Source organism: Orrella marina (genome assembly GCF_003058465.1).
GTDB lineage: Bacteria > Pseudomonadota > Gammaproteobacteria > Burkholderiales > Burkholderiaceae_B > Algicoccus > Algicoccus marinus.
In genome coordinates this window covers 1385349-1407613 of the sequence record NZ_CP028901.1, presented here as the reverse complement: position 1 = coordinate 1407613, position 22265 = coordinate 1385349, and the positions used below count along the sequence as shown (strand labels likewise).

Sequence of the window (22265 nt, the reverse complement as noted above, 5' to 3'; positions counted from 1 at the left end):
GGGTGCTTAGCTCAGCTGGTAGAGCGGCGCCCTTACAAGGCGTAGGTCGGGGGTTCGAACCCCTCAGCACCCACCACGAATTTTCGAAGTAAAAAGGTGCCCAAGCCAACGCCGGGCGCCTTTTTTGTTGCCTTCGAGAAACTTCAACGGGTAGCGAAGTGAGCCTTAACCAATCAAAACACGCTCGCAACCAGCGGTGCTATGCTTGGGCAAGCACATTTTGAGGCGGGTTTTGATCGGTAGAAGCAAGCACCAGCGAAGCGGGTATGGCTTTTCAGGCGCGCTTCTGCAACAGTCGGTTTTGGTAGGCCGCGACAAGTTCGGCAAGCCGCTTGCGTCCTGGGGAAATCAATCCCGTTTAAGATCAAGCAAGCGAGCAGGGTTCCGTTCAAGCATCTTTGATTTAGCGTTTTCCGACCTTGCCAAGGGATCCTGGATCAGGACGAACTGCTCCCAATGTCTGGCAGTCTCGCTGGTTCGGTGAATAACCTATTCTTGAAGGCTGATGTCGAACAGCATTTAGCCGCTATCCTGCAAGGGTTCACTATCAGGCTATGCTGCTATTACTGAAGGCACACGGAATCGAAATTCTCGCCTTCCAACTCATCCTGGACGGCCTTTTGCATGAGACGCGGCAAGACTGTGTTCATTTAAAACTCCGTTATCAAGTCTTAAATGAATTCCGTGGCCAATGCAAGAGATCAGTCGGTGATCTTGTCCCGGTGCATGGTGGGTGCTGTGTTGTATTTTGCATACACCACTGACCGGGATCTTCGCGGGTGTGACTGCCTGCGCTCAGGTGAAGTGATTCTAAATTCTTTTTATTCTCGCATTGGACCGATTGGTCTGGATTGACATGGGCTATGCGCACAGGTTACTCAGAGATTACGCTACGACAACTGACATGTGATGCGCCACTCGAATAGACGGGGAGGTGCTGCCTCATCTGGAATCTCAAGTCTCATCCTTTGAGGTATGGTTCCGGTGGATGTTGTTCTCAACCTTTCTAATAGTCCTGATGCCATGATCGACTCTCTTTTGCACGCATTTCGCGAGAACCCTGAGATTGCGATCTTTCTTTCAATCGCACTCGGAACGCTGGTTGGTCGACTCAAATGGAGAAGTTTTCATCTAGGTACCGTGGCGGGATCGCTGCTGATGGGCTTGCTGATCGGGCAGATCGATATCGAGATACCGAGCATTCTCAAAGCTGTTTTCTTCGCGCTCTTCATTTATGCCGTGGGATTCAAGAGCGGCCCAGGTTTTTTTGGAAGCTTGAGCCGTGGCACCTTGAAACTGGTCATGTTGTCGGTGGTGTTGTGCGTTACCGGTCTGTTATGCATTCTGGCCATGAATGCTTATTTTGGTTTTGATGCCGGGTTTGCCGCCGGTCTTGGTGCGGGTGCGTTGACGGATACTGCCATGATGGGAACGGCGTCGAGTGCGATGCATAGCTTGCCCATTTCGGCGGATGAGTTAGAGACACTCAACAGTCACATGGCAATTGCCTACGCCGTTACCTATCTGTTTGGAACCATCGGTCTGATCATTTTTGTCAGCTCAGTCGCGCCGATGCTCCTCGGTATTGATCTGAAAGCGTCCGCCCGAGAGCTTGAGGCAGAACTGGCTGGCAAGGGCAATGCTGGCAAAGACGAAGAAGTCAACACCTACAAGATGATGGTCGGTCGTGCCCATCTGGTGAAAGCAGGTATGCCAGCTGATGGCAAGTCGATCGAAGAAGTTGAAGCGCAGAGCAAGCATCTGAGCATTGAGCGTGTCATCCGCGGCAATCGGATCATTGAGCGCGACATCTCTTTGAAGCTGGAGGCTGGGGATATTGTTGGTCTGGTTGCGCGTCGCGATTATGTCAGCGACATGGATTATCTGTTTGGACCTGAGATCGACAGTCCTGTCGCATTGTCTTATCCACAAAAGACGCTGACTATTGTGCTGAATCGTCGCCAGTATGCAGGCAAGACGCTGGGTGAGTTGAGGGCTGAAACAGGGCCGCTGAGCCGGCACGGTGTATTTCTGAATCGAATTGTACGATCCGGATTTGACCTGCCTTTGATAAACCATACCGTCTACCGGATCGGTGACCTGGTCGAGATCTCTGGCAGACCTTCGCAAGTCGAAGCGATTGCCACCAGATTTGGTCGTGTCAAGACGGGACATTACAAAAGCGATATCGCCATTCACACGCTCGCAATTGTGATTGGAACGCTGCTTGGATTGCTTTCTGCTCACATTGGAGTGGTTCCTATCGAGCTCGGCGTGGGAGGCGGTATTCTGGTTGTGGCGCTGGTGGTGGGGTGGGCGCATTCGCGTTACCCCGGCTTTGGGGATCTTCCGCCGGCGGCCCAGTGGGCGTTTTCCGAGTTGGGCTTGACCGCATTTGCTGCTGTGGTCGGGTTGATGGCTGGTCCTGCAGCGATTGCCGCAATGCAAAAACATGGACTAGCGCTGGTTGGCGCAGGCGTGTTCGTGACGCTGATCCCACCGATTGTGGCATTTTATTTTGGCAAGTATCTGCTCAAGCTGCACCCTATGATATTGCTCGGTGGAATAGCCGGGGCACAGACCGAGGCTGCCTCAATGAACACGATTATCGAAGAATCTGGAAGTCAGACACCGGTGATTGGTTTCACGGTCTGTTACGCGGTATCTAACGTCCTCTTTGCCGTATGGGGCCCGATTATCGTGGCGCTGGCATAGCTAGCGCGATGACATTTGCTTTGAGCGTTTGAATCAGGCCGTGACGGATCTGGTTGATGGCAAGCTATTTGCCCTGAAAGCGGGCAGGGCGCTTTTCCCGAAACGCCGCGACCCCCTCCTGGAAGTCTTCGGTTGTGCGCATCAATGGCTGGATCAGCGCTTCATAATCCAGAAAACTGTCCAGGCTTGGTGACAGGGACAACTGCAGCATTTTCTTGGACATGGCTACCGAGAGGGTGGGGAGCTCGGCCAGCTTCGCTGCATATTCGGTTGCACGGGACTCGAGGTGCTGGTCTTGAACGACATGTGTGACCAGTTCGAGTGCGTGCGCCTCCTGGGCGTCAAAAAAACGTCCTGTGTAGATCAGATCTCTTGCCTTCATCGGGCTGACCAGGCGACTTAGCATGAATGCGCTACCCGTGTCAGGGGCCAGTCCCCGCCGGCTGAACACACAAGAGAATCGGGCATTCTCGCTTGCCAGGACGAAGTCACACGCCAGCACCATTGATAGCCCCATTCCGACAGCCGGGCCTCGTACAACAGCGGTCACCGGCTTCTCCAGCGCATACAGGCTTTTGATCATTCTGTGACTATGAAGCTGGAGGCGTTTACGGTCTTCAAACGCGCTCAGCTTGCCCATGGCTTGCACATCGGCGCCGGCACAAAAGCAATCGCCTCGAGCCTCAAGCAGGACCGCACGCACAGATGTGTCTTCATTGGCCCGGTCAAAGTATGCGGTCAAGTTGGCTCGCATATCCCCGCCGATGGCGTTCTTTCGGTCGGGTTTGTTCAGAATGATGCGCGCGATGCCGCCGGTTTGTTCCCAGAGAATGTCGCTCATTGCCTCGGTCTCCTGATTTGTGTGAACGGTATGTGTTGGATTGACAAGTGTATTCGGCTGGCAGTGTCAGTCCTGTAGGCTGCTGAGGACAAAAACGCACAGATTCTGTGTGCGTTTGATCGCTGTGTGAGGAAATTGCCCAAGGAACGTAAAAAGTATTTGACGCAATCACAGATGCCGACTACATTAGCTAGGCAAGATTCTCAAGCGACGCGGTTTTCGATTTTTATCTGTCGCCCAGTGCGGTACGAGTAGTCCTTTACCTTCCTTGATCATCTGGCATTCTTGGCGCAAGCCATTTTTAATAAATCTCTATCAAGGAAGTGTCTATCATGGCAACCGGTATCGTTAAGTGGTTCAACTCAGAAAAAGGTTATGGTTTCATCATGCCTGATGGTGGTGGCAAAGATCTGTTTGCTCACTACTCGGAAATTCGTGCTGATGGCTACAAGAGCCTTCAAGAAAACCAGAAAGTCAGCTTTGAAATTGGTCAGGGCGCCAAAGGCCCAAGTGCGACCAACATTCAACTCGTCGACTAATCTGCTCGAGATCGAACCTGTCTAAGGTTCTCTCCATTAGTCCGAAGAAACCCGCGCGAGTGATCGTGCGGGTTTTTCTATTTCGGGTGCTGAAATGCTCAGCAACCAAACTGTCGTTCAAGTGATCGCGAAAGCCAGACAAGCATACGTCGTTGCTTCCTTCTTCGGTATGGTTTGGGGGTTGCAGGTTGACATGAAATGGATTACGAGTAGGATTAAAGATTAATCTTTTAATAAGATTGTACTCATATAATGAGTCAAGCTTAGATCACTCATCGTTCGAGTGTTGCAGGCTTTTACAACAAGGAGAAGTATCTATGTCTCTCAGAATCAATGATGTTGCCCCCAATTTCACCGTGGATTCCACGGCAGGAAAGATCTCCCTGCACGACTGGATCGGCGAAAGCTATGCCATTCTTTTTTCGCACCCCAAAGATTTCACACCAGTATGCACGACAGAGTTCGGTGCAGTCGCTCGCCTGTCTGGCGAATTCGCCAAGCGCAATACCAAGGTGATGGGTGTGTCTGTCGACAACGTTGAAGAGCACCACAAGTGGAAGCGCGATATCGAAGCGTTTTCCGGATCGCCGGCAGACTTCCCGATCATCGATGACACATCACTCGAAGTCTCCAAGCTTTACAACATGTTGCCAGCTGACGCCTATCTTCCAGATGGCCGCACACCCGCCGATAGCGCAACTGTCCGCACGGTTTTCATCATCGGTCCAGACAAGAAAATTCGTCTGACAATGTCCTACCCGATGTCTGTTGGTCGTAACTTTGCAGAGATCATGCGGGCACTGGATGCGATTCAGGCGACCGATGGTGTACCGATTGCCACACCAGCAGACTGGGTGCCTGGTCAGGACGTGATTGTTGCGTTGAGTCTGAACGATGAACAGGCGAAAGCCAAGTTCGGTGAGATCGATATCAAGTTGCCATACTTGCGCTTTGCCAAGGCACCTTCCAAGTGATTTGTAGATGAATCCTGATCGTCTTGTCGGCTAGTATCGAGATTTACAACGACGACGTAACGTTCAGAGTTTCAGTCGCATTGAAGCAACATAAAGGCCTGCGTACGCTGGCCTTTATGTTGATCAAGTCTCGTTTCGATCATTTTGCCAGTCAGTCTATTCAATGTCCGAGAACGGTGCGACGCGGCTCAGCGATCCAGGCTTGCTGTCCATACAACAGTCTTGTTTCGGCCATTGGCTTTCGACGCATACAGCGCACGGTCCGCTCGGCGCACTGTCTGATCAAGGTCCTGGATGTCGATGTGAGTCAGACCGATGCTGATCGTCATCGGAATGTTGTCTTCACCCATGATGAAAGGTGTTTGTTCGATGTGCTTGCGAATACGCTCGGCAACAGCCTGACCGATCCGCAAGTCAGCTCTGGGAAGAAGAATGGCGAACTCTTCCCCGCCGAGTCTCGCCGGGAGGTCATCCTCGCGAAGACAGAGTCTGATCAGTTGCGCAGCGTGAATCAGCAACTGGTCCCCGACAGTATGACCATATGAGTCATTAAGTTTCTTGAAACGATCAATGTCGAGCATTAGCAGCACACCAGGCTGAGCGGTGCTGACGTCATGTTTTTCCTTTAGCATTTCAAGGGTTTGCATGAAACAGCGACGGTTCGGCAGACCAGTCAAACTGTCGGTTTCGGCCAGTTCAATCAGTTTGAGAGCCTCTTGCTTTCTGTCTGTCATGTCCCAGAGCAGCCAGACAGATCCTAGCCTGGTTCCATCGTCTTTGATTTCCAGAAATTCAATTTCCAGATACTGGTTGGTTTCAGTCCTGACTTCGAATATGGTCGGCTGCGCCTCCTTGTCCCGGGTGCGTGCCTGCTCGAGCCAGGAAAACGCCTGCTGACCGATCACGTCCGGTAACAGAGCTTGATTCAATCCAGTGATGTAGTCTGGAGAGATATGAACCCCGAGCATCTGGGCTGCTTGCTCATTCATCAGAACGATCAGACCATCCGTGTCAATGATCAATACTCCACCCGGAAAGTGCTGCAGCAGAGTGCGCAGTCGCAGTCGCTCGGTTGTGAGGGCCAGATCCGCGGCGTGCCGATCTGACACGTCGATCCACGTCCAGATCACATCGCTTTGCGGGTTTCCGGCTTCCTTCAGAACACCATGCATGTCAAACCAGTGAACCTTGCCGCTGCGGTCTTTCATCGGAAACTCGAAGCGAGTCTGGTTCTGTTCACGGATAATTGGATACTTCTCACCAAACGCGTTCCAGTGTGCATCATCGACGTGTAGTTCCCGGAAATCAAAGCTTTCAAGGTCGTGCAGGTTGTCTTTGAGAAACATTGACTTGAACTGATTGTTTGCGTCAAGCAGTCGCCGGTCCCGGCTCACAAGAGTAATGGATGCAACGCTGCGATTGAGCAGAGCATCACGTAACTGTGTTTCTGCTACGCGTTCGCTAATGTTGTGAAGCAATCCCATCGAGCGGACCGGCTGATTGTCTGCCCCCCACTCGATGACTCGTCCCCTGGCTTGAACCCAGAGCCATTCTCCTGAGTTCGACATAAGCCGAAGAGAGATGTCCATCAGACTTGCGCTGTCTGCAAGCTGAGCTCGTGTAACTTCCTTTGAGATCCGTTCCATATCGTCCGGATGAACCAGCTTGGCAATAAGTCTGGCGTCGACAGTTTCGTATTCGGGACCGTATCCCAGCATCGTGCGAATCCGCTCGTCCCAGTGTGCGACGTACGCTGCGTGCTCAAACTCCCAGATTCCGTCCTGCACTGCGTCCAGCGCAAGGTCGAGTTGCATCTCCCGTGATTTCAGGGCCTCATCGACTTCGTGTTCATGCGTGATGTCGTGCAGGTAGCCATGCCAGAGGGTAGCTCCATCAGACAGGCGCTCCGGGTTGGCTCGGGCCTGAACCCAGCGGGTTTGTCCATCCTCACGAATAACCCGAAACTCGAGTACCCAGGCGGTAAGTGTTCGAGAGGATTCGCGAACTGATTCGACCATGGACATCCGGTCGTCCGGATGCACCTTCTCGAAGATTGTCTTGGCATTACCATCGTAGGTGCTGGCGTCAATCCCGTAGAGTTTTTCAACCCCGCGGCTGATATACGGAAAATACGACGACCGGTCGAGGTTGAGTTGGTACTGAAACACCGCGCCAGGGATCTCAGCGATCAGCTTGGATAACCTTTCCCGGATTTCATTTACTTCAGCCGATTTGCGGCTGCGCTGAACCCAGAGCGTCAGAACTGTTGTGCCAAGTAACACTAGCAAGATGGTTGCCACAGCGTTCTGCCAGATACTTTCGCTGATCGCCAGCTCGACCGGGCGGGTTGCCTGAGCGGTATCCATGCCAACGCTGACAACCAGCGGGAAAGTGCTGCTACGGTGCCAGTTGTAGAACCGATGGATGCCATCGATCATTGGCGCGTCTTCGAAGGATCCTGTTTCCTGGCCAGGGTGGTCGAGAAAGTGCGCTCTTCGTACGGTACTTTTACCGATCGTCTCGTGATTCATTGCTGAGCGGGCAAGGTAAGTGCCGTCCGATTTCAGGAGTACTGCGACATCGCTACTGTTCTTGAATATCGCCTTGAGCACTGAGGCGATATAGTCTGCCGATACCAGAAAGCTGACGATCGCAGTCACGTTGCCATTCTGCATGACAGGCCTGGAAAACCGGATTAGCCAGGGACCTGTCGGCGATGGTTGCAAAGGTGGACAAATGTAAACCGAATCCGGGTTCAGAAGTTGGGGCCGGCTCGCCCATTCTGGAGCTTGTAGGGGGTGTAGGTCATTTTCTTGTTCCGCCGAACGGGTAAAGAGAGACTCTCCTGACGGCGTGTAGACATCGACTTGTGCCAATGATCCCGGTGCAAAGGATTCGAATGCAAAGTTGACCGCCTCCTCAAACAGTGGCGGGGGCTGATTCAGCCAGATATGCCCGAGCGTTGCTGTGGCGTAGTCAATTTTGCGCACAACGCTGTCGATCTTGAGCGAAACCGCCTGAGCCGACTGGGCAGCAAGTCGATACGATTCCTGCCGGACGCCCTCGCGCATATTGTCATAGGATGCAAACAACTTCATCCAGTAGCCAGCCAGCAGCATCAGGCATATCACACCCACCAGTGCAGGCACACGTGCGTGCGCAAACCAGCCGTCGCGTGACTGGCTTGCGCGCTGGTCTGCCTGCCCGTGAAGGGCGCTTGCATCGTGACCGGCTTTCAACGCCCACCTCTCAACAACACGTATCTCCTGAGTCTGAGTCAGATAAGTTGTTCATCATTGAGCGCAGTGCCGGGCTCATGCTCTGTCACATGCTGCTCGCTGATTTGACTAATGTTCATGTTCTGCAGTTATGCCAAACCCCGTATGGCAATCAATGACTTGCCGGTCGCTTGTCGAGCCCCTTGATCAGCTGAACGACAAAGGAATCCGCGTGCGAATCTGACGTTGTAAAATTTGGGTGAAACTGGCAGGCGAATGCCGCCTTCAGACTGTATTTGGGCTCAGTTCAGTCACTGGAGTACGTGATTGACCTGGATTGACCTGACCTGATATGAACCCAAGATATTTCTTAGGGTAACGTATCGGTCATGCTTATGACTAGACATTGCCTCGTCCACTCGCAGGAAAAAAGTGGAATCCAAGGGTTAACGATCATTTGTGCGCAATCGTGAGTCTCACTCATGCAACATCTCGCCAGAAGATCCAGGCATGCTAACCCGATACATCCTTCCAGCGCAGACTCATCCACGCGCCTGACAACCCCGCCAATGCGAGCAGGATCAGGGCAGCCTGGGTCGATACCGAGGCGACCAGACCTGCCACTAACCCGACAACCAGTAGCAGTGCGCCAATGACGGTGTTGCTGACCGCAACATAATCAGTCCGTTTGTTTCCTTGTGCCATGTCAACCAGATAGGTCTTTCTGCCAAGCCGCACGCCCGCGTGCGCGATGCCGAGCCCAAAGAACGCCAGCAGGTAAAACGCCTGGTGTGCGAGATCAGAGGCGGGTACCCATGACCAGATGGTGACCATGAGTGAGAGGATACTGGCCATGGCACAGGCAGTGGCGAAGACCTGTTTGCTCGAGCGGTCTGCCCACTTTCCCCACACGGGTGAGCTCACGAGACTGGCCAGGCCTTCCACCGCAATGAAAAGGCCCAGCAGGCTGATCGCGTCACCAAGACTGTCGCGCGCGAGCACGACGTAGAAGGGGGCAGCAAGTCCGGTGCCAAGCGCGAGTGCTCGGGCGAAAACGAAGCGCCGAAAGGGGAGATCGGTTCTCAGCAAGGAGAGCTTGTCGAGCGCAGCTCGCCAGCCGTCCGCACCGCCTTCTGTCGCACCGGGTTCTTCAATCATTCTTGAAAATACAATTGCTGCGAGTAGCCAGAGCAGAGCGGCTGCCGCTAAAAGCATCACAAATACTTCCTGCGAGCTATCAGACTGGAGTCCGCCGACCAGTACCCCGACCCCAAGTGCGGCCAGTCCCGATATCATGCTGATCCACCCTGAGAGTCGACCGCGCCGGGTCTTGGGTATGGTCTTTCCCTGAACGTCCTTGAATGCGACGGAGCAGGCCCCTCGGGAGACGCTGAACACGACAAGGAGCGCAACAATCAGTGCGCCTGCACCCCAGCCCTCCAGTGCCATGGCGACCCAGCCCATAACCAGCAGGCATAGTCCTTGGCTGATGCCGCCAGCCACCCAGATCCACTTGCGAACAGCGCGTTGTCGGATCGAAGCGCCAATCCAGAGTTGTGGAAGCATGGAGCCAGATTCCCGAATCGGGACCAGCAAGCTGAGCATCCATGCTGGTGCCCCCAGTTGCATCAGAAGCCAGGGCAGGGTGGTCTTGGCACTCGCTAACCTGTCGGCCAGGTTCGAAAGCGTGTTGGCAATGAGCATTCGTACAAAGTTGCCCGGAGATTCGCGGCAGGCATTGTCGCTGATCGCCTTGCAGACCCGTCCCTCATCGTCTTCAGCAAGCCTTTCGTATATGGATTCCACCCATTGAGGGTGTGATGGCCTCTCTTGTCTGACGTTGGCAGCATTCATCTTGTCGGTTGTCATCGCTCTGCATCAGGCCGGCTCGACTCTCAGGCCGACAGGCCAAACCCTCCTTGAACTTCTGGTTACAGGCTCACGCGGTTCTGGCACTTGTCCACTCTCAAAAAAATCGGGACTCAAACCTGGTGCCTGAGTCCCGACTTCCGAGCGTATGGTGATCAACCGCGCTGTAGTTTTCCTTCAATCCGCATGCGCAATGCGTTGAGTTTGATGAAGCCGGCGGCATCGGCCTGATTGTAGGCGCCACCATCATCATCAAATGTCGCGATCTCCTGATCAAACAAGGAATTGTCGGAGTCACGTGCAACGGTGGTGACGCTTCCCTTGTAGAGCTTCAGACGCACCCAGCCATTGACATGCTGCTGGGTATGATCGATCAGAACCTGCAAAGCCTTGCGTTCGGGTGACCACCAGTAACCGTTGTAGACCAGAGCTGCGTAGCGTGGCATCAGGTCGTCTTTGAGGTGTGCAACTTCGCGGTCAAGTGTGATCGACTCAATTCCGCGGTGCGCCTTGAGCAAGATAGTACCTCCCGGGGTTTCGTAACATCCGCGAGACTTCATGCCGACGTACCGGTTCTCAACCAGATCCAGACGTCCGATGCCGTGCTTCCCACCAAGCTGGTTCAACCTTTCGAGCATGCTGGCCGGGCTCAGCTGTTCGCCATTGATGGAGATCGGGTCACCTTTACGAAACTCGATGTCGATGAGCTCGGGTGCATCGGGTGCCTCTTCGGGCGAGACCGTCCAGCGCCACATTGACTCTTCAGCCATGGCCTTGGGGTCTTCAAGATGACGGCCTTCATAACTGATATGCAGCAGGTTTGCATCCATGGAGTAGGGTGCGCCACCTTGCTTGTGTTTCATCTCGACCGGGATGCCGGCTGCTTCTGCGTAGTCCAGCAGCTTCTGGCGTGACAGCAGATCCCATTCGCGCCATGGTGCGATGACCTTGATGCCCGGCTCGAGTGCGTAATACCCCAACTCGAAACGTACCTGATCGTTACCCTTGCCGGTAGCACCGTGCGAGACGGTGTCCGCACCGACCTGTTGGGCAATCTCGATCTGTCGCTTGGCAATCAGCGGACGGGCAATCGATGTGCCGAGCAGGTATTCGCCTTCGTAAACTGCATTGCAGCGGAACATCGGAAACACGAAGTCGCGCACAAACTCTTCACGCAAATCATCGATGAAGATGTTCTCAGGCTTGATGCCGAGTTGCAGCGCCTTGGTACGCGCGGGATCAAGTTCTTCGCCTTGCCCGATGTCGGCGGTGAAAGTGACTACTTCACTGTCGTAGGTGTCCTGCAGCCACTTGAGGATGACGGATGTATCAAGCCCGCCGGAGTAGGCGAGCACTACTTTGTTCACATTGCTCATGAATTGCCCTATTAAAACCGGTCGCCACCGGCAAACCTGTATTTTAGCCTTGGTATTCCTGTATCGATCAATCGATCTGGCCAAGCAGCAGAAACTCCATCAGTGCCTTTTGCGCATGCAGTCTGTTCTCTGCCTCATCCCATACCACACTTTGAGGGCCATCAATGACCTCCGCCGCCACTTCTTCGCCCCTGTGTGCGGGCAGGCAGTGCATGAATACCGCATCTGGCTTTGCACGGGCCATCAGGTCCGCATTCACACACCAGTCAGCAAATGCTTTGCGTCGGGCTTCGTTTTCGTCTTCGTAACCCATGCTGGTCCATACGTCGGTCGTGACCAGATCGGCTCCGTCGCAAGCCTCGAGAGGGTCGTCAAACGATCGCCAGCAGTTTTGCGGCACGCCAGCCAGCCGGGTCGGGTCAAGCTGATAACCCTTGGGTGCGCTGAAATGAAACGTGAAACCCAGCATAGCTGCAGCCTGAATCCAGGTGTAAGCCATGTTGTTGGCGTCACCGATCCAGGTCACGATCCGTCCCTTGATGGACTCCCGATGCTCGATGTAGGTGAAGACATCGGCCAGGATCTGGCATGGGTGGAACTCGTTGGTCAGGCCATTGATGACCGGGACACGGGAATAACGAGAGAAAGTCTCGATTCGCTCCTGCTCGAAGGTCCTGATCATTACCAGGTCGACCATTCGGGACACGACGCGCGCCGTGTCTTCAATCGGCTCGGATCGTCCGAGCTGGGAATCATTGGTGGTCAGGTGGATGACCGCACCGCCCATTTGATACATTCCCGCTTCGAACGAAACGCGTGTGCGAGTGCTCGCCTTCTCGAACACCATTGCCAGGGTTCGGTCGTGCAGAGGGCGATGCGGCTCGTAACGTTTGAATTTGCCCTTGATGATGGCGGCGCGCTTGAGCACATAGTGCAACTCGTCTGCGCTGAAATCATCAAGACGCAGGAAGTGCCGAATACTGGAGGTCGTTTCTACGGTGTCAGTCATAGTTTGCGTCTCTCTGATCAGGCTTTATTGGCCAGAAACTGCTGGATGAGTGGCACGAGTGTGTCGACAATCTGGTCCGCCTCTTCGCGGCTTAGTACGAGAGGCGGAAGCAGGCGGACCACGTTGTCACGGGTGACGTTGATCAGCAAGCCTTCAGTCAGCGCGCTACGCACCAGTTCTGCGCAAGGGCGTGCCAGTTCAATACCGATCATGAGGCCACGTCCACGAATTTCACGCACACCATCAACAGCATCAAGTGCTTCGTGCAGGCGTGTTTGCAGATGATCGCCGATGGCTTGTGCGTTCTTGAGCAGATCCTGCTGCTCGATCGCATCAAGGACCGCAAGGCTGGCTGCGCACACCAGTGGGCCGCCGCCAAAGGTGGTGCCATGATGGCCTGGTTTGAGCACGCCCGCTGCTGGTCCGCGTGCACCCACTGCCGCGATGGGTACGCCGCCGCCTAATCCTTTGGCCAGTGTGATGACGTCAGGCAGAATTTCTGCCCACTGATGCGCCAGCCACTTGCCGGTGCGTCCGATGCCAGACTGTACCTCGTCGATCATCATCAGCCATCCACGCTCATCGCAAAGCTTGCGCAATGCTTTCAGGTACTCGATATCTGATGGCCGGATACCGCCTTCACCCTGCAAGACTTCAAGCAGAACTGCCACAACATCAGGGCACTGCGCTGCTGCTTTCTCGATGGATTCAATGCTGTTGTAGCGAACCTGCACGAAACCGGCGGGAAGGGGACCAAACCCTTGACGGGCCTTGTCACTTCCGGTGGCTGCCAAGGTGCCGATTGTGCGGCCGTGCCAGGACGATTCCATGGAGATGATGGTCGGGGTTTCAATGCCCTTGTTACTACCGAACATTCTGGCAAGTTTGATGGCGCCTTCGTTCGCTTCGGCACCGCTGTTGCCAAAGAAAACTTCGGTCATGCCTGAGATAGCCACGATGCGTTGCGCCAGTTGCTCTTGTAGCGGAACTTCGTAGATGTTCGAGGTGTGAATGACCTTTGCGGCTTGATCGGAGATCGCCTTGACGAGACCTGGGTGCGCATGACCGAGACATGAAACACCGATGCCAGAGAGTCCATCCAGGTATCGCTTGCCCTCGCCATCCCAGAGCCAGACGCCCTGGCCATGAGTGAAAGCAACGGGAAGCCGTCCGTAGATGTTCGAGAGCGCTGAAGTCATATGAGTGAAATCCTGTCGAATAGAAACCAGTAACAAAATCAGAAACCAGGGCACAGAACAAGCCAGATGCCGAGGCAGAATCGATGCATCCAGATATCTGGTTGCCCGACTCAAGCGGGTCAGATACTTCCTGCGACGCCGTCATTGTCCACAGGGCGGATAGCCTGAACACAGGGCATTCACAGGCGTGGCGACACAGTCAATGCCTAATCTGCCGGTTCGCCGGCCCTGATCGATGAGTCCCTATCAAACTTCACCGATTGCCGAGTGCAAGGTCAAGAGAAAGTATCAATCATATACAATTCCAGCGACACCGCGTGAATCAGTTGCGCTGCAGCCACTCGAGCTGGCTGCATACGGTTCAGCTACCAGAGTCCCTGCCAATGAGCAATAAGCAGCAGTACTTCGTCATATACGGCAAGACATTGAGCGGTCAGCGGTTTCGACCCAGTGACTGGGCTGAAAGACTGGCCGGCGTGCTTGCTCCTTATCGTCCTGCGGGCGCGGGTGCAAGCCACATTTCCTATTCACCCTACGCGGTTCCCCGAAGTATCGACGGAATACGGTGCGTAGTGGTTGACGGGCGGCTTCGCGATATCGAACCGCTGGCGTGGAAGTTCGTCCACGATTTTGCGCTGGATAATCAACTCGAAACCGCAGCAGGTGGTCAGGAGTTGCTGACCGGCGTCAAAAGTGGTTTGCCAGAAAAGTAGGCCTCGACATTGGCCAGAACGAGATCCGTCATTGCCTTTCGGGTTTCGGTTGTTGCACTCGCCACATGAGGCATCAGCACTACCTGGTCCATTTTCTTGAGTTCGTCTGGTACCCTGGGTTCTTTATCGAAGACATCAAGTCCGGCACCTCCAAGTTCGCCTGATGCAAGTAGCTCCACCATGGCCGTCTCATCGATGACTGACCCTCTGGCAATGTTAACCACAATGCCGTTTGGTCCGAGTGCCTTCAGCACACTCCGGTCGATTAGCGCTTGCGTGCCGCTTCCACCGACGGTGGCAATGATCAGAAAGTCGGACCAGCTGGCAAGCTCCTCCAGGCTGTTCATGTACTGGTAGGTGACGTCATTTCTGGGGGTGCGGTTGTGGTACCGGATGTTCATGTCAAACCCGGTTCCTCGTTTGGCAATAGCCAGTCCAATGCGCCCGAGTCCGACAATGCCGAGCTTCTTGCCGGATACCCGTGTTCCAAGGGGAAGTGGACCACGCTTGCCCTCCCAGTTGTTGGCGCGTACATGACGATCAGCGTGGGCGATACCTCTGGCACAGGCGATCAGTAACCCCCACGCCTCGTCCGCAACGCAGTCATTCAGAACGTCCGGCGTGTTGGTGAGCAGTACGCCTTTCTCGCGTGCGGCTTCCAGGTCGATGGAGTCGTATCCGACCCCCCAGCTGCAGATGACTTTCAGATTTGGCAGGCTTTCTATGACTTCTCTTTTGCAGCCGTGGCCGGCAGTCGTAACGATCACCTCGACGTCGGCTGCACTTTGCAGGCACGCCTGTCGGTCACCTGCTTTCCAGAGTTCAATGACCTCATACTGCTCGCGCATGCGTGTGTCAGCACCAGGGGAGCCTGCGAGAGAGCCGATCTGAAGAATGCGTGGTCGGGTCATGTTGTAACTATCCTTGCGTTATTGTTGGTACGGACGGCTAGTGTTCGATGAACAGGAACGAGAGTTCGCCATGGATTGGCAAACTTAGCATTCAGGACGACCAGTGGGCAACAGCCAGACACACTCATTATTTCCGCTTGGTGATCGCGAGCGGGATTTTTATCTGGGAGTGGTTGTGAGTGCAACCGATGTGAACGAGATGGGCATTTGGAAAGGCCCGGACGATGGCTTGTGTGAGTGTGGGATGGAACAGGGTCCAGATCGCGCTCGGGTGCTTGTGGAAACAGATTTTTGAAAGGGAGTGAGGTTCCCCGGTTGATGTGCGTGCAAAGAGGATTTGCGATGTCTTGACGGGTTGCGTAGGTGTTCGGATCGATGCCTGAACACGCGGGGCTGGCCCTAAAAGAGGCTTCAAATGATGCACCGCTGGTGACAGTTATGCCGAGCAATGTCGTACCGCCCGTGCACAGTCGATGATCTGTGAAGACAGTAGATGAAAGGTGGAGCTGAAGGAAACCAGCCTTGAAACGGGAAGCCAGCCGTAAAAATGAAGCGTATTCTGAAGCTAAGAACGCAAAAAAGCAGACGCAATTTTTTGCGCCTACCTTATTACGGTACTACCAGAAGCCGAACTTCTGAAGATGATTCAGACAGTCAGGCCAGTGCCTTCACTGCAGCAGCCAGACGGCTCTTGTGGCGAGCTGCCTTGTTCTTGTGAATGATCTTCTTGTCAGCGATCCGGTCAATCACGCTGGTGGTCTTCTGGAAGGCTTCCGCTGCAGCAGCCTTGTCACCAGCGGCGATCGCAGCACGCGTACGCTTGATGGATGTGCGAAGCATGGAGCGCAGGCTGGAGTTGTGCTTGTTGCGAGCAACGGATTGACGGGCGCGCTTGCGTGCTTGTGCGGTATTAGCCATAGTAGTTTCTTGTTACCTGATAGATCTTGAAAAGGATCGATTAAAAATTTTATGACACGTCGAAAGTCAAATCATAAAAGCAGATTCTGCCGACTTGTCCCGATGTTGTCTGGCATGCTGCGCGTCGTCATCTGGACCGGGTGAGTGAAGCCCTTTTAACCGGACCCTGTCCGGCGGCCCAGAATTTCCCGGTGCGAGCATCCATTCCTGAAATCTGGATAATCGCGCATTCTAACATGATAGGCTTGAGTTTGGCTATCATGATCTATAGGTTGGCGAGTTTGCTGGTGTTGTTTGACCGGACTCGTCAGACACTGTTCGAGCCTGGTCAAACCGTTCTGGGTGTCATTGGACCGTTGTGCTGGTCACGGGCGCAGGTCTTCGCATGAAATCCCCTGGACGAACGCCCAGAATCATCAGAGTGGCCAGATATCCGACCCCGCCTGCACTGAGTGTCAGTCCTAGCCATGCAGCCCGCCCGAGCACAGACAGGCTCCCATCAGTCCAGTTCACCTGGTTGCCGAGCCAGTGAAGACAACCGGCCATGACTAGCAGGGCGATCACTTGTCGGGCAAGAAATAGCAGCCAGCCTGTTGCTGGACGGTATATTCCACGCTTTCTGAGTCCGATGTAGAGCGCTGATGCATTGATGCAGGCCCCGAGCCCGATAGCCAGTGCCAGCCCGGCATGATCAAGCAGGGGAACCAGCACAACGTTGAGCAGTTGTGTGCCTATGAGTACGCCGATCGCAATCTTGACTGGTGTGCGGATGTCCTGTCTTCCATAAAAGCCTGGTGCAAGAATCTTGACCATCAACAGTCCGATCAGTCCGGCTGAATAAGCCATGACAGCCGTCTGCGTTTGCGCCACATCACGTGCATCAAATGCACCGTATTGAAACAGGGTGGCTACCATGGCGTCTGCAAGCATCACCATGCACAAGGCGGCAGGAAGCCCGAGCAACAGTACAAGGCGCATCCCCCAGTCGAGCAGATCACTGTAATGTTCATTTTGCTTGTTCGCATTCGCTTTGGACAGTGTGGGCAGCAGCACAGTACCAAGAGCGACCCCGATTAGTGCCGTCGGGAACTCCATGAGGCGATCGGCAAATGAAAGCCAGGTCACGCTACCCGGGGTGAGCCAGGTCGCGATGTTGGTGTTGATGAGCAGAGAAATCTGGGCGACGGACACGCCAAGGGTTGCAGGGGCCATCTGGCGAATGACGCGTCTCACGGTGGAGTCTTTAAAAGCTGCACCAGCGGGTGTCATCAGGCGAGGTCGCAGGCGCAGACGCCATAGTGCGAACCATTGTGCCGCGAGTTGGGCAATGCCTCCGATCATTACCCCGGCAGCCAGCGCATAAATGGGCTGGGCAAAGTGTTCCTGTAGCAACAGGCTGCCACCGATCATGCTGAGATTCAGCAAAACAGGGGTGAGTGCGGGAATGGCAAACCGCTTGTACGTGTTGAGGACGCCCGATGCAAAAGCGACAAGTGACATGCAGATGATGTAGGGAAACATCAGCCGCGTCATCCAGACCGCCGACTCATACGCCTGCAGACGGTCTTCTCCTGCCATGCCGCTTGCCATGAACAGTACGACCGCTGGTGCACCCACGATACCGAGCACTGTAACGGCGGTCAGCGTCAGAAGCAGGACCAGGGCGACCCGGTCAATAAAGACGCGCACAGACTCCTGGTTCTGACTGGTCTCCTTGACTTCACCCAGGATCGGAATGAAAGCCTGAGAGAACGCGCCTTCCGCGAATAACCGACGCATGAGGTTGGGTATGCGAAAGGCAACCCAGAAAGCATCAGTCAGTGCACTGGCGCCAAAAAGACGGGCAATGATGATGTCGCGCGCCAGGCCCGTGATCCGAGAAAGCAGGGTCAGGCTGCTGACAGTCGCAGCCGCGCGCAACAGGCTCATCTGGGAGGCATGCGGATCGCGCCGTCAAGGCGGATCGTTTCACCGTTGAGCATATCGTTGGTAATGATCTGGTGCACCAGTTTGGCGTAGTCCTCAGGACGACCCAGACGCGACGGGAAGGGAATGCTGGCCGCGAGTGAGTCCTGTACGTTCTGGGGCATGCCAAAGATCATAGGTGTCCCGAAAATACCCGGGGCGATTGTCACGCAGCGAATGCCCTGCGGAGCGAGATCGCGAGCAACTGGCAGCGTCATGCCGACGACAGCCGCCTTGGAGGCGGCGTAGGCCGCCTGACCAATCTGGCCGTCGTAGGCAGCTACCGATGCAGTGTTGATCAGCACTCCGCGCTCGCCTGTTTCGAGTGGTTCGTTGGTCTGCATGGCCTGAGCCGCCAGACGGATCATGTTGAACGATCCAATCGTATTGACCGAAATCACTTTCTGGAACAGGTCAAGGGCGTGTGCGCCATGCTTGCCGACTGTTTTGGCGGCCGGTGCAATCCCGGCGCAGTTGATTAGCCCAAAAACAGGCCCCAGGGCCTTGGCAGCCTCGACAGTTGCCATTGCATCGGCTTCCTGTGTGACATCGCAGTGCACGTATGTCTGACCGAGTTCCCTGGCCAGTTGCTGGCCGGCCTCATCCTGAAGGTCAGCCATCAGTACCTTGGCACCATTCTCTGTCAGCATGCGTACCGTGCCTGCGCCCAGTCCGGATGCCGCGCCTGTCACGATAAATACCTTGTCTGCAATCTGCATAGTGTTTTGTCCTTTCACAAAGTGAATCCGGGCAGAAGGCGGGTGTCGCAATCGTTCTGCCGCATGTGGGTGGTGGGTCAGGCGAGTGCGCTCAGAAGGCGTTGGTGAATTTCGTCAACCGAGCCGACACCACTGATTTTGCGGTAACGTGCCGCACTGCCATCTCCGTCAGCCAGATCAGAGTAGAAATCGACCAGCGGGCGAGTCTGCTCACGGTAAACGGTCAGTCGGTGCCGCACGGTTTCTTCCTTGTCGTCATCTCGCTGAACCAGTGGCTCACCAGTCTCATCGTCGACGTCTGGTGTCTTAGGTGGATTGAACTTGACATGATAGGTTCTGCCGCTGGCAGGGTGCACCCGGCGTCCACTCATGCGCTCGATGATGTCCTCTTCCGGAACGTCGATTTCCACCACGAAATCCAGCTTCACGGCGGCATCCTGCAACGCCTGGGCTTGCGGAATGGTGCGCGGGAAACCGTCAAACAAGTAGCCGGACTTGCAGTCATCGGCCTGAAGGCGATCCTTGACCAGTCCGATGATGATGTCGTCCGACACCAGAGCGCCTGAATCCATGACTTTCTTGGCCTGCAGACCGAGTGGCGTGCCAGCCTTGACAGCAGCCCGAAGCATATCACCGGTCGAGATTTGAGGAATGCCAAAGTGTTTGGTCAGAAATCCGGCCTGTGTGCCTTTACCGGCTCCGGGTGGTCCAAGCAGAATGAGTCGCATGGGTGCTCCTGTTATATGACAAGTTATTTTGTGGGCGGCATTGATTATGCCGCATCATCGCTAGATGAAAACTGTTCAGGTCTCAAATTTCTTTACATCCGGCGCTACGCTGATGGCTGTGGACTGAACATGCGCCTGACACGCTCAAGATCATCGGGTGTATCGACCCCTCCGAAGCTTGAATTATCCGTAACACAGACATGGATTTTGAAGCCATGTTCGAGCGCACGCAACTGTTCGAGCATTTCCAGGCTTTCCAGTAAGCCAGGCGTCAGTTGCGGGAAGGCTTCAAGAAAGTTTGAGCGATATCCATAGATGCCGATGTGGTGCAAATAGGGGGTTCTTGATACATCTGTCTGGACGTCGCCACGCACGTGAGGAATTGCCGATCTGGAAAAATACAACGCCCGTGCTCGCAAGTCTCGCACAACTTTGACGACATTTGGGTTGCTCAGTGCACTCTCGTCCGAGAGCCGGCTCGCACAGGTCGCTATGGACGCCTCGGTATCCTGGGCCAGTGCATGGGCAACCTCGTCAATGATCGCCGGGTTGATCATAGGCTCATCGCCCTGGACATTGATGATGTGGGCATCCTCACGCAATCCCAGAAGTTCGGCGGCTTCGGCGAGACGGTCTGTGCCGCTCGGATGATCGGAACGCGTCAGAACGGCATCAATGCCGTGCTCGAGCGCTTTGCCGATGATGCGGGCATCATCGGCTGCAATCGTCACGCTGCGGGCAGACGATTTTCTGGCCTGCAAAGCGGTTCGCACGACCATGGGCAGGCCGCCGATGTCGGCCAGCATCTTGCCAGGCAACCGGCTCGACTGCCAGCGGGCCGGGATGATGACATGAAATGGCTGGTTTACACCGAGCGCGCTCATCAGGGTGCCTTGCCCAGTTCGCCCTCGATCGGCTTTGCTTTGGATTCAAGCATCACTGGAATACCGTCTTCGATCGGGAATGCGAGCCTGTCAGCGCGGCAGATAAGCGAATCGCGCTGGGGGCTCATCTGCAGTCGCCCTTTACAGATCGGGCAGACCAGAATATCGAGCAATTTGTGATCCATGGAAAATCCTGTAAAAAAAACAATAAGTTGCCGTCAATCTGGCAGGCAGTGTTTTCGGGCAAGCCCTGGCAAACCCACCTTTTTCTCAGGGTTGTCGCTGCATCTGAACCCTGGATTCACGCGTTCAGATTCACGCCTTCACTTGGCCCTTTAGCCTTTGAGGCAGTAGTGCCTCTACCTTTGCGGCTGGAGCATCAGGATGCGTGGCAGTCGGGTTCACGTCAGGTTTCGCGACCAGTCGCGCCATACTCCCGTCCCGCGAACCTGGCTGCCAGATTCATCCTGCTTTTCACTAGACTGCAAGAGGAGACACGGTAATCAGGGTTAACGCTTCTGCGACAACTGACCATCGCGCTTCAACCTCTCGTGTGACACTGTTTGCAACCGGGTCTCGACCCAGTCAAAAAACGAGTCGTCACACCAGGCGGTACGAGCCGTTGCAACCCAGATCCGGTCGTGCACGCTGTCTGTTTGAGGTCCTGCGGCTTGCATCGCCGTTGTTGCTTCAATTGCTGCCCTGCGCGTAACCAGTTTTACTGCATCTTTTTCGGTCATCAGTATAGTGCCTTCGGCCTGTCTGGCCAGCCAGGCTTTGTCAATGTCACCATGATCGGGCAGTGCAAGTGTTCGGTCAGGATTGACTCCCAGCGATCGCAGATTGGCAAAGAACCGTTCAGGTACGCCGATCCCGGCAATGGCCAGTATGCCACCGGCTTTAGATCCAGCCTCTGCCACCCATTGCTCGGGTGAAAGCTCACGTCCTGTTGCCAGGTGTCTGAAACGATCTACCACTACCGCAAACCTTGCATGAACGACTGGATGCGAGGATCGATCGTTGCCGGGGCAGGCTTCTCGGGAGTTCGTCGATTCGTCCAGCAGGCCGCTTTGACGCTGGCTCAGCTTGTCATGAGGCTGACGAGTCAGGACTGCGTCCACTTCCAGCATGCGAGCAGGTGGTTCACGTAACGGGCCGGCGGGAAGGGTCAGCCCATTGCCGCAGCCCCGTTCATCTTGCACCAGGATCTCAATGTCTCTCGCGAGTGCCCAGTGTTGCAGGCCATCGTCACTCAGAATGACGTTGATGGCCGGATCGAAGTCGAGTAAGGCCTCAACAGCAAGCGCACGATCCGGGAACACGGATACTGAAATCCCCGTCAGCATGCTGATCATCGCTGGCTCGTCGCCAAACTCGGCAGCATCGATTGTTCCCTGACCACACAAAGGGCGTCGCTTCGATCTCGAACCGTATCCGCGGCTCACAAGACCCGGACGCCACCCCCTGGCCGTGAGTGCTGCCAGCAGGCTCAGAATCACCGGTGTCTTGCCTGTGCCACCCACGTAGATATTGCCCACGACAATCACCGGTACCCGCGCCTTGAATGCACGCTTCAGTCGGCTGGAGTAGAGCTTTCGTCGGGCAGCTCCTGCGATCCGGTATACAAGGCTCAACGGAAACATCAGCCAGGCGAACAAGCCACGCTTTTGCCACTGAGACATGATCC

General features: G+C 55.0%; 18 protein-coding genes and 1 tRNA gene. 5 read left to right on the top strand and 14 right to left on the bottom strand.

Annotated elements, in window-relative coordinates:
- Together DBV39_RS06275 and aspT are read left to right on the top strand one after the other, a co-directional pair.
- Positions 1 to 76 (top strand) — tRNA-Val (locus tag DBV39_RS06275).
- A gap of 947 nt (positions 77 to 1023) precedes the next feature.
- Positions 1024 to 2715, top strand: coding sequence for an aspartate-alanine antiporter (gene aspT, locus DBV39_RS06265; RefSeq protein ID WP_108623137.1), 1692 nt, complete (start codon positions 1024 to 1026; stop codon positions 2713 to 2715).
- A 64-nt stretch (positions 2716 to 2779) separates the two neighbouring features.
- Here the strand turns inward: aspT and DBV39_RS06260 are convergent, their stop codons facing one another.
- The gene (locus tag DBV39_RS06260) at positions 2780 to 3556 is read right to left on the bottom strand and encodes an enoyl-CoA hydratase/isomerase family protein (RefSeq protein WP_108620803.1); all 777 of its coding nucleotides are present in this window, start codon (positions 3554 to 3556) and stop codon (positions 2780 to 2782) included.
- 332 nt (positions 3557 to 3888) lie between these two features.
- Between DBV39_RS06260 and DBV39_RS06255 the strand changes: the two genes are divergently transcribed.
- Together DBV39_RS06255 and DBV39_RS06250 are read left to right on the top strand one after the other, a co-directional pair.
- The gene (locus DBV39_RS06255; RefSeq protein WP_108620802.1) at positions 3889 to 4095 is read left to right on the top strand and encodes a cold-shock protein; all 207 of its coding nucleotides are present in this window, start codon (positions 3889 to 3891) and stop codon (positions 4093 to 4095) included.
- A gap of 317 nt (positions 4096 to 4412) precedes the next feature.
- Positions 4413 to 5069 (top strand): peroxiredoxin, encoded by a 657-nt coding sequence (locus DBV39_RS06250; RefSeq protein WP_108620801.1) that lies wholly within the window; start codon positions 4413 to 4415, stop codon positions 5067 to 5069.
- Between the two features lie 188 nt (positions 5070 to 5257).
- Here DBV39_RS06250 and DBV39_RS06245 read toward each other — a convergent pair whose 3' ends face one another.
- The 5 genes from DBV39_RS06245 to DBV39_RS06225 form a co-directional block, all read right to left on the bottom strand.
- Complete coding sequence (locus tag DBV39_RS06245; protein WP_108620800.1) at positions 5258 to 8308, bottom strand: diguanylate cyclase domain-containing protein; 3051 nt, start codon at positions 8306 to 8308, stop codon at positions 5258 to 5260.
- A gap of 492 nt (positions 8309 to 8800) precedes the next feature.
- On the bottom strand, positions 8801 to 10156 hold the full coding sequence (locus DBV39_RS06240) for an MFS transporter (RefSeq protein WP_227870839.1): 1356 nt from the start codon (positions 10154 to 10156) through the stop codon (positions 8801 to 8803).
- Positions 10157 to 10311: 155 nt separating this feature from the next.
- Positions 10312 to 11532, bottom strand: coding sequence for an argininosuccinate synthase (locus DBV39_RS06235; protein ID WP_108620799.1), 1221 nt, complete (start codon positions 11530 to 11532; stop codon positions 10312 to 10314).
- A 67-nt stretch (positions 11533 to 11599) separates the two neighbouring features.
- Complete coding sequence (argF, locus tag DBV39_RS06230) at positions 11600 to 12541, bottom strand: ornithine carbamoyltransferase (RefSeq protein ID WP_108620798.1); 942 nt, start codon at positions 12539 to 12541, stop codon at positions 11600 to 11602.
- A 17-nt stretch (positions 12542 to 12558) separates the two neighbouring features.
- The gene (locus DBV39_RS06225) at positions 12559 to 13740 is read right to left on the bottom strand and encodes an aspartate aminotransferase family protein (protein WP_108623135.1); all 1182 of its coding nucleotides are present in this window, start codon (positions 13738 to 13740) and stop codon (positions 12559 to 12561) included.
- Positions 13741 to 14123: 383 nt separating this feature from the next.
- On the opposite strand from DBV39_RS06225, the gene DBV39_RS06220 reads away from it, so the two are divergent.
- The gene (locus DBV39_RS06220; protein ID WP_108620797.1) at positions 14124 to 14453 is read left to right on the top strand and encodes a DUF3579 domain-containing protein; all 330 of its coding nucleotides are present in this window, start codon (positions 14124 to 14126) and stop codon (positions 14451 to 14453) included.
- On the opposite strand, the gene DBV39_RS06215 is transcribed toward DBV39_RS06220, so the two are convergent.
- The 8 genes from DBV39_RS06215 to lpxK all read right to left on the bottom strand — a co-directional run bounded on the left by DBV39_RS06215 (position 14408) and on the right by lpxK (position 22260).
- Positions 14408 to 15364 carry a 2-hydroxyacid dehydrogenase gene (locus DBV39_RS06215; RefSeq protein WP_108620796.1) on the bottom strand — a complete coding sequence of 319 codons (957 nt, stop codon included), beginning with the start codon at positions 15362 to 15364 and terminating at the stop codon, positions 14408 to 14410. The genes DBV39_RS06220 and DBV39_RS06215 overlap by 46 nt on opposite strands.
- A gap of 654 nt (positions 15365 to 16018) precedes the next feature.
- Complete coding sequence (gene rpsT, locus DBV39_RS06205; protein ID WP_108620794.1) at positions 16019 to 16282, bottom strand: 30S ribosomal protein S20; 264 nt, start codon at positions 16280 to 16282, stop codon at positions 16019 to 16021.
- A 345-nt stretch (positions 16283 to 16627) separates the two neighbouring features.
- On the bottom strand, positions 16628 to 18211 hold the full coding sequence (gene murJ / locus DBV39_RS06200) for a murein biosynthesis integral membrane protein MurJ (protein WP_108620793.1): 1584 nt from the start codon (positions 18209 to 18211) through the stop codon (positions 16628 to 16630).
- On the bottom strand, positions 18208 to 18966 hold the full coding sequence (locus DBV39_RS06195; RefSeq protein ID WP_108620792.1) for a 3-hydroxyacyl-CoA dehydrogenase: 759 nt from the start codon (positions 18964 to 18966) through the stop codon (positions 18208 to 18210). The genes murJ and DBV39_RS06195 overlap by 4 nt, the downstream gene beginning before the upstream one ends.
- A 77-nt stretch (positions 18967 to 19043) precedes the next feature.
- A complete protein-coding gene (adk, locus tag DBV39_RS06190; protein ID WP_108620791.1) occupies positions 19044 to 19694 on the bottom strand; it encodes an adenylate kinase in 651 nt (216 codons plus the stop codon).
- A gap of 104 nt (positions 19695 to 19798) precedes the next feature.
- Positions 19799 to 20578, bottom strand: coding sequence for a 3-deoxy-manno-octulosonate cytidylyltransferase (gene kdsB, locus DBV39_RS06185; RefSeq protein WP_108620790.1), 780 nt, complete (start codon positions 20576 to 20578; stop codon positions 19799 to 19801).
- Positions 20578 to 20763, bottom strand: a complete 186-nt coding sequence (locus tag DBV39_RS06180; RefSeq protein WP_108620789.1) for a Trm112 family protein — start codon at positions 20761 to 20763, stop codon at positions 20578 to 20580. The genes kdsB and DBV39_RS06180 overlap by 1 nt, the downstream gene beginning before the upstream one ends.
- A 324-nt stretch (positions 20764 to 21087) precedes the next feature.
- The gene (gene lpxK, locus DBV39_RS06170; protein WP_159078831.1) at positions 21088 to 22260 is read right to left on the bottom strand and encodes a tetraacyldisaccharide 4'-kinase; all 1173 of its coding nucleotides are present in this window, start codon (positions 22258 to 22260) and stop codon (positions 21088 to 21090) included.
- Between the last annotated feature and the right edge of the window lie 5 nt (positions 22261 to 22265).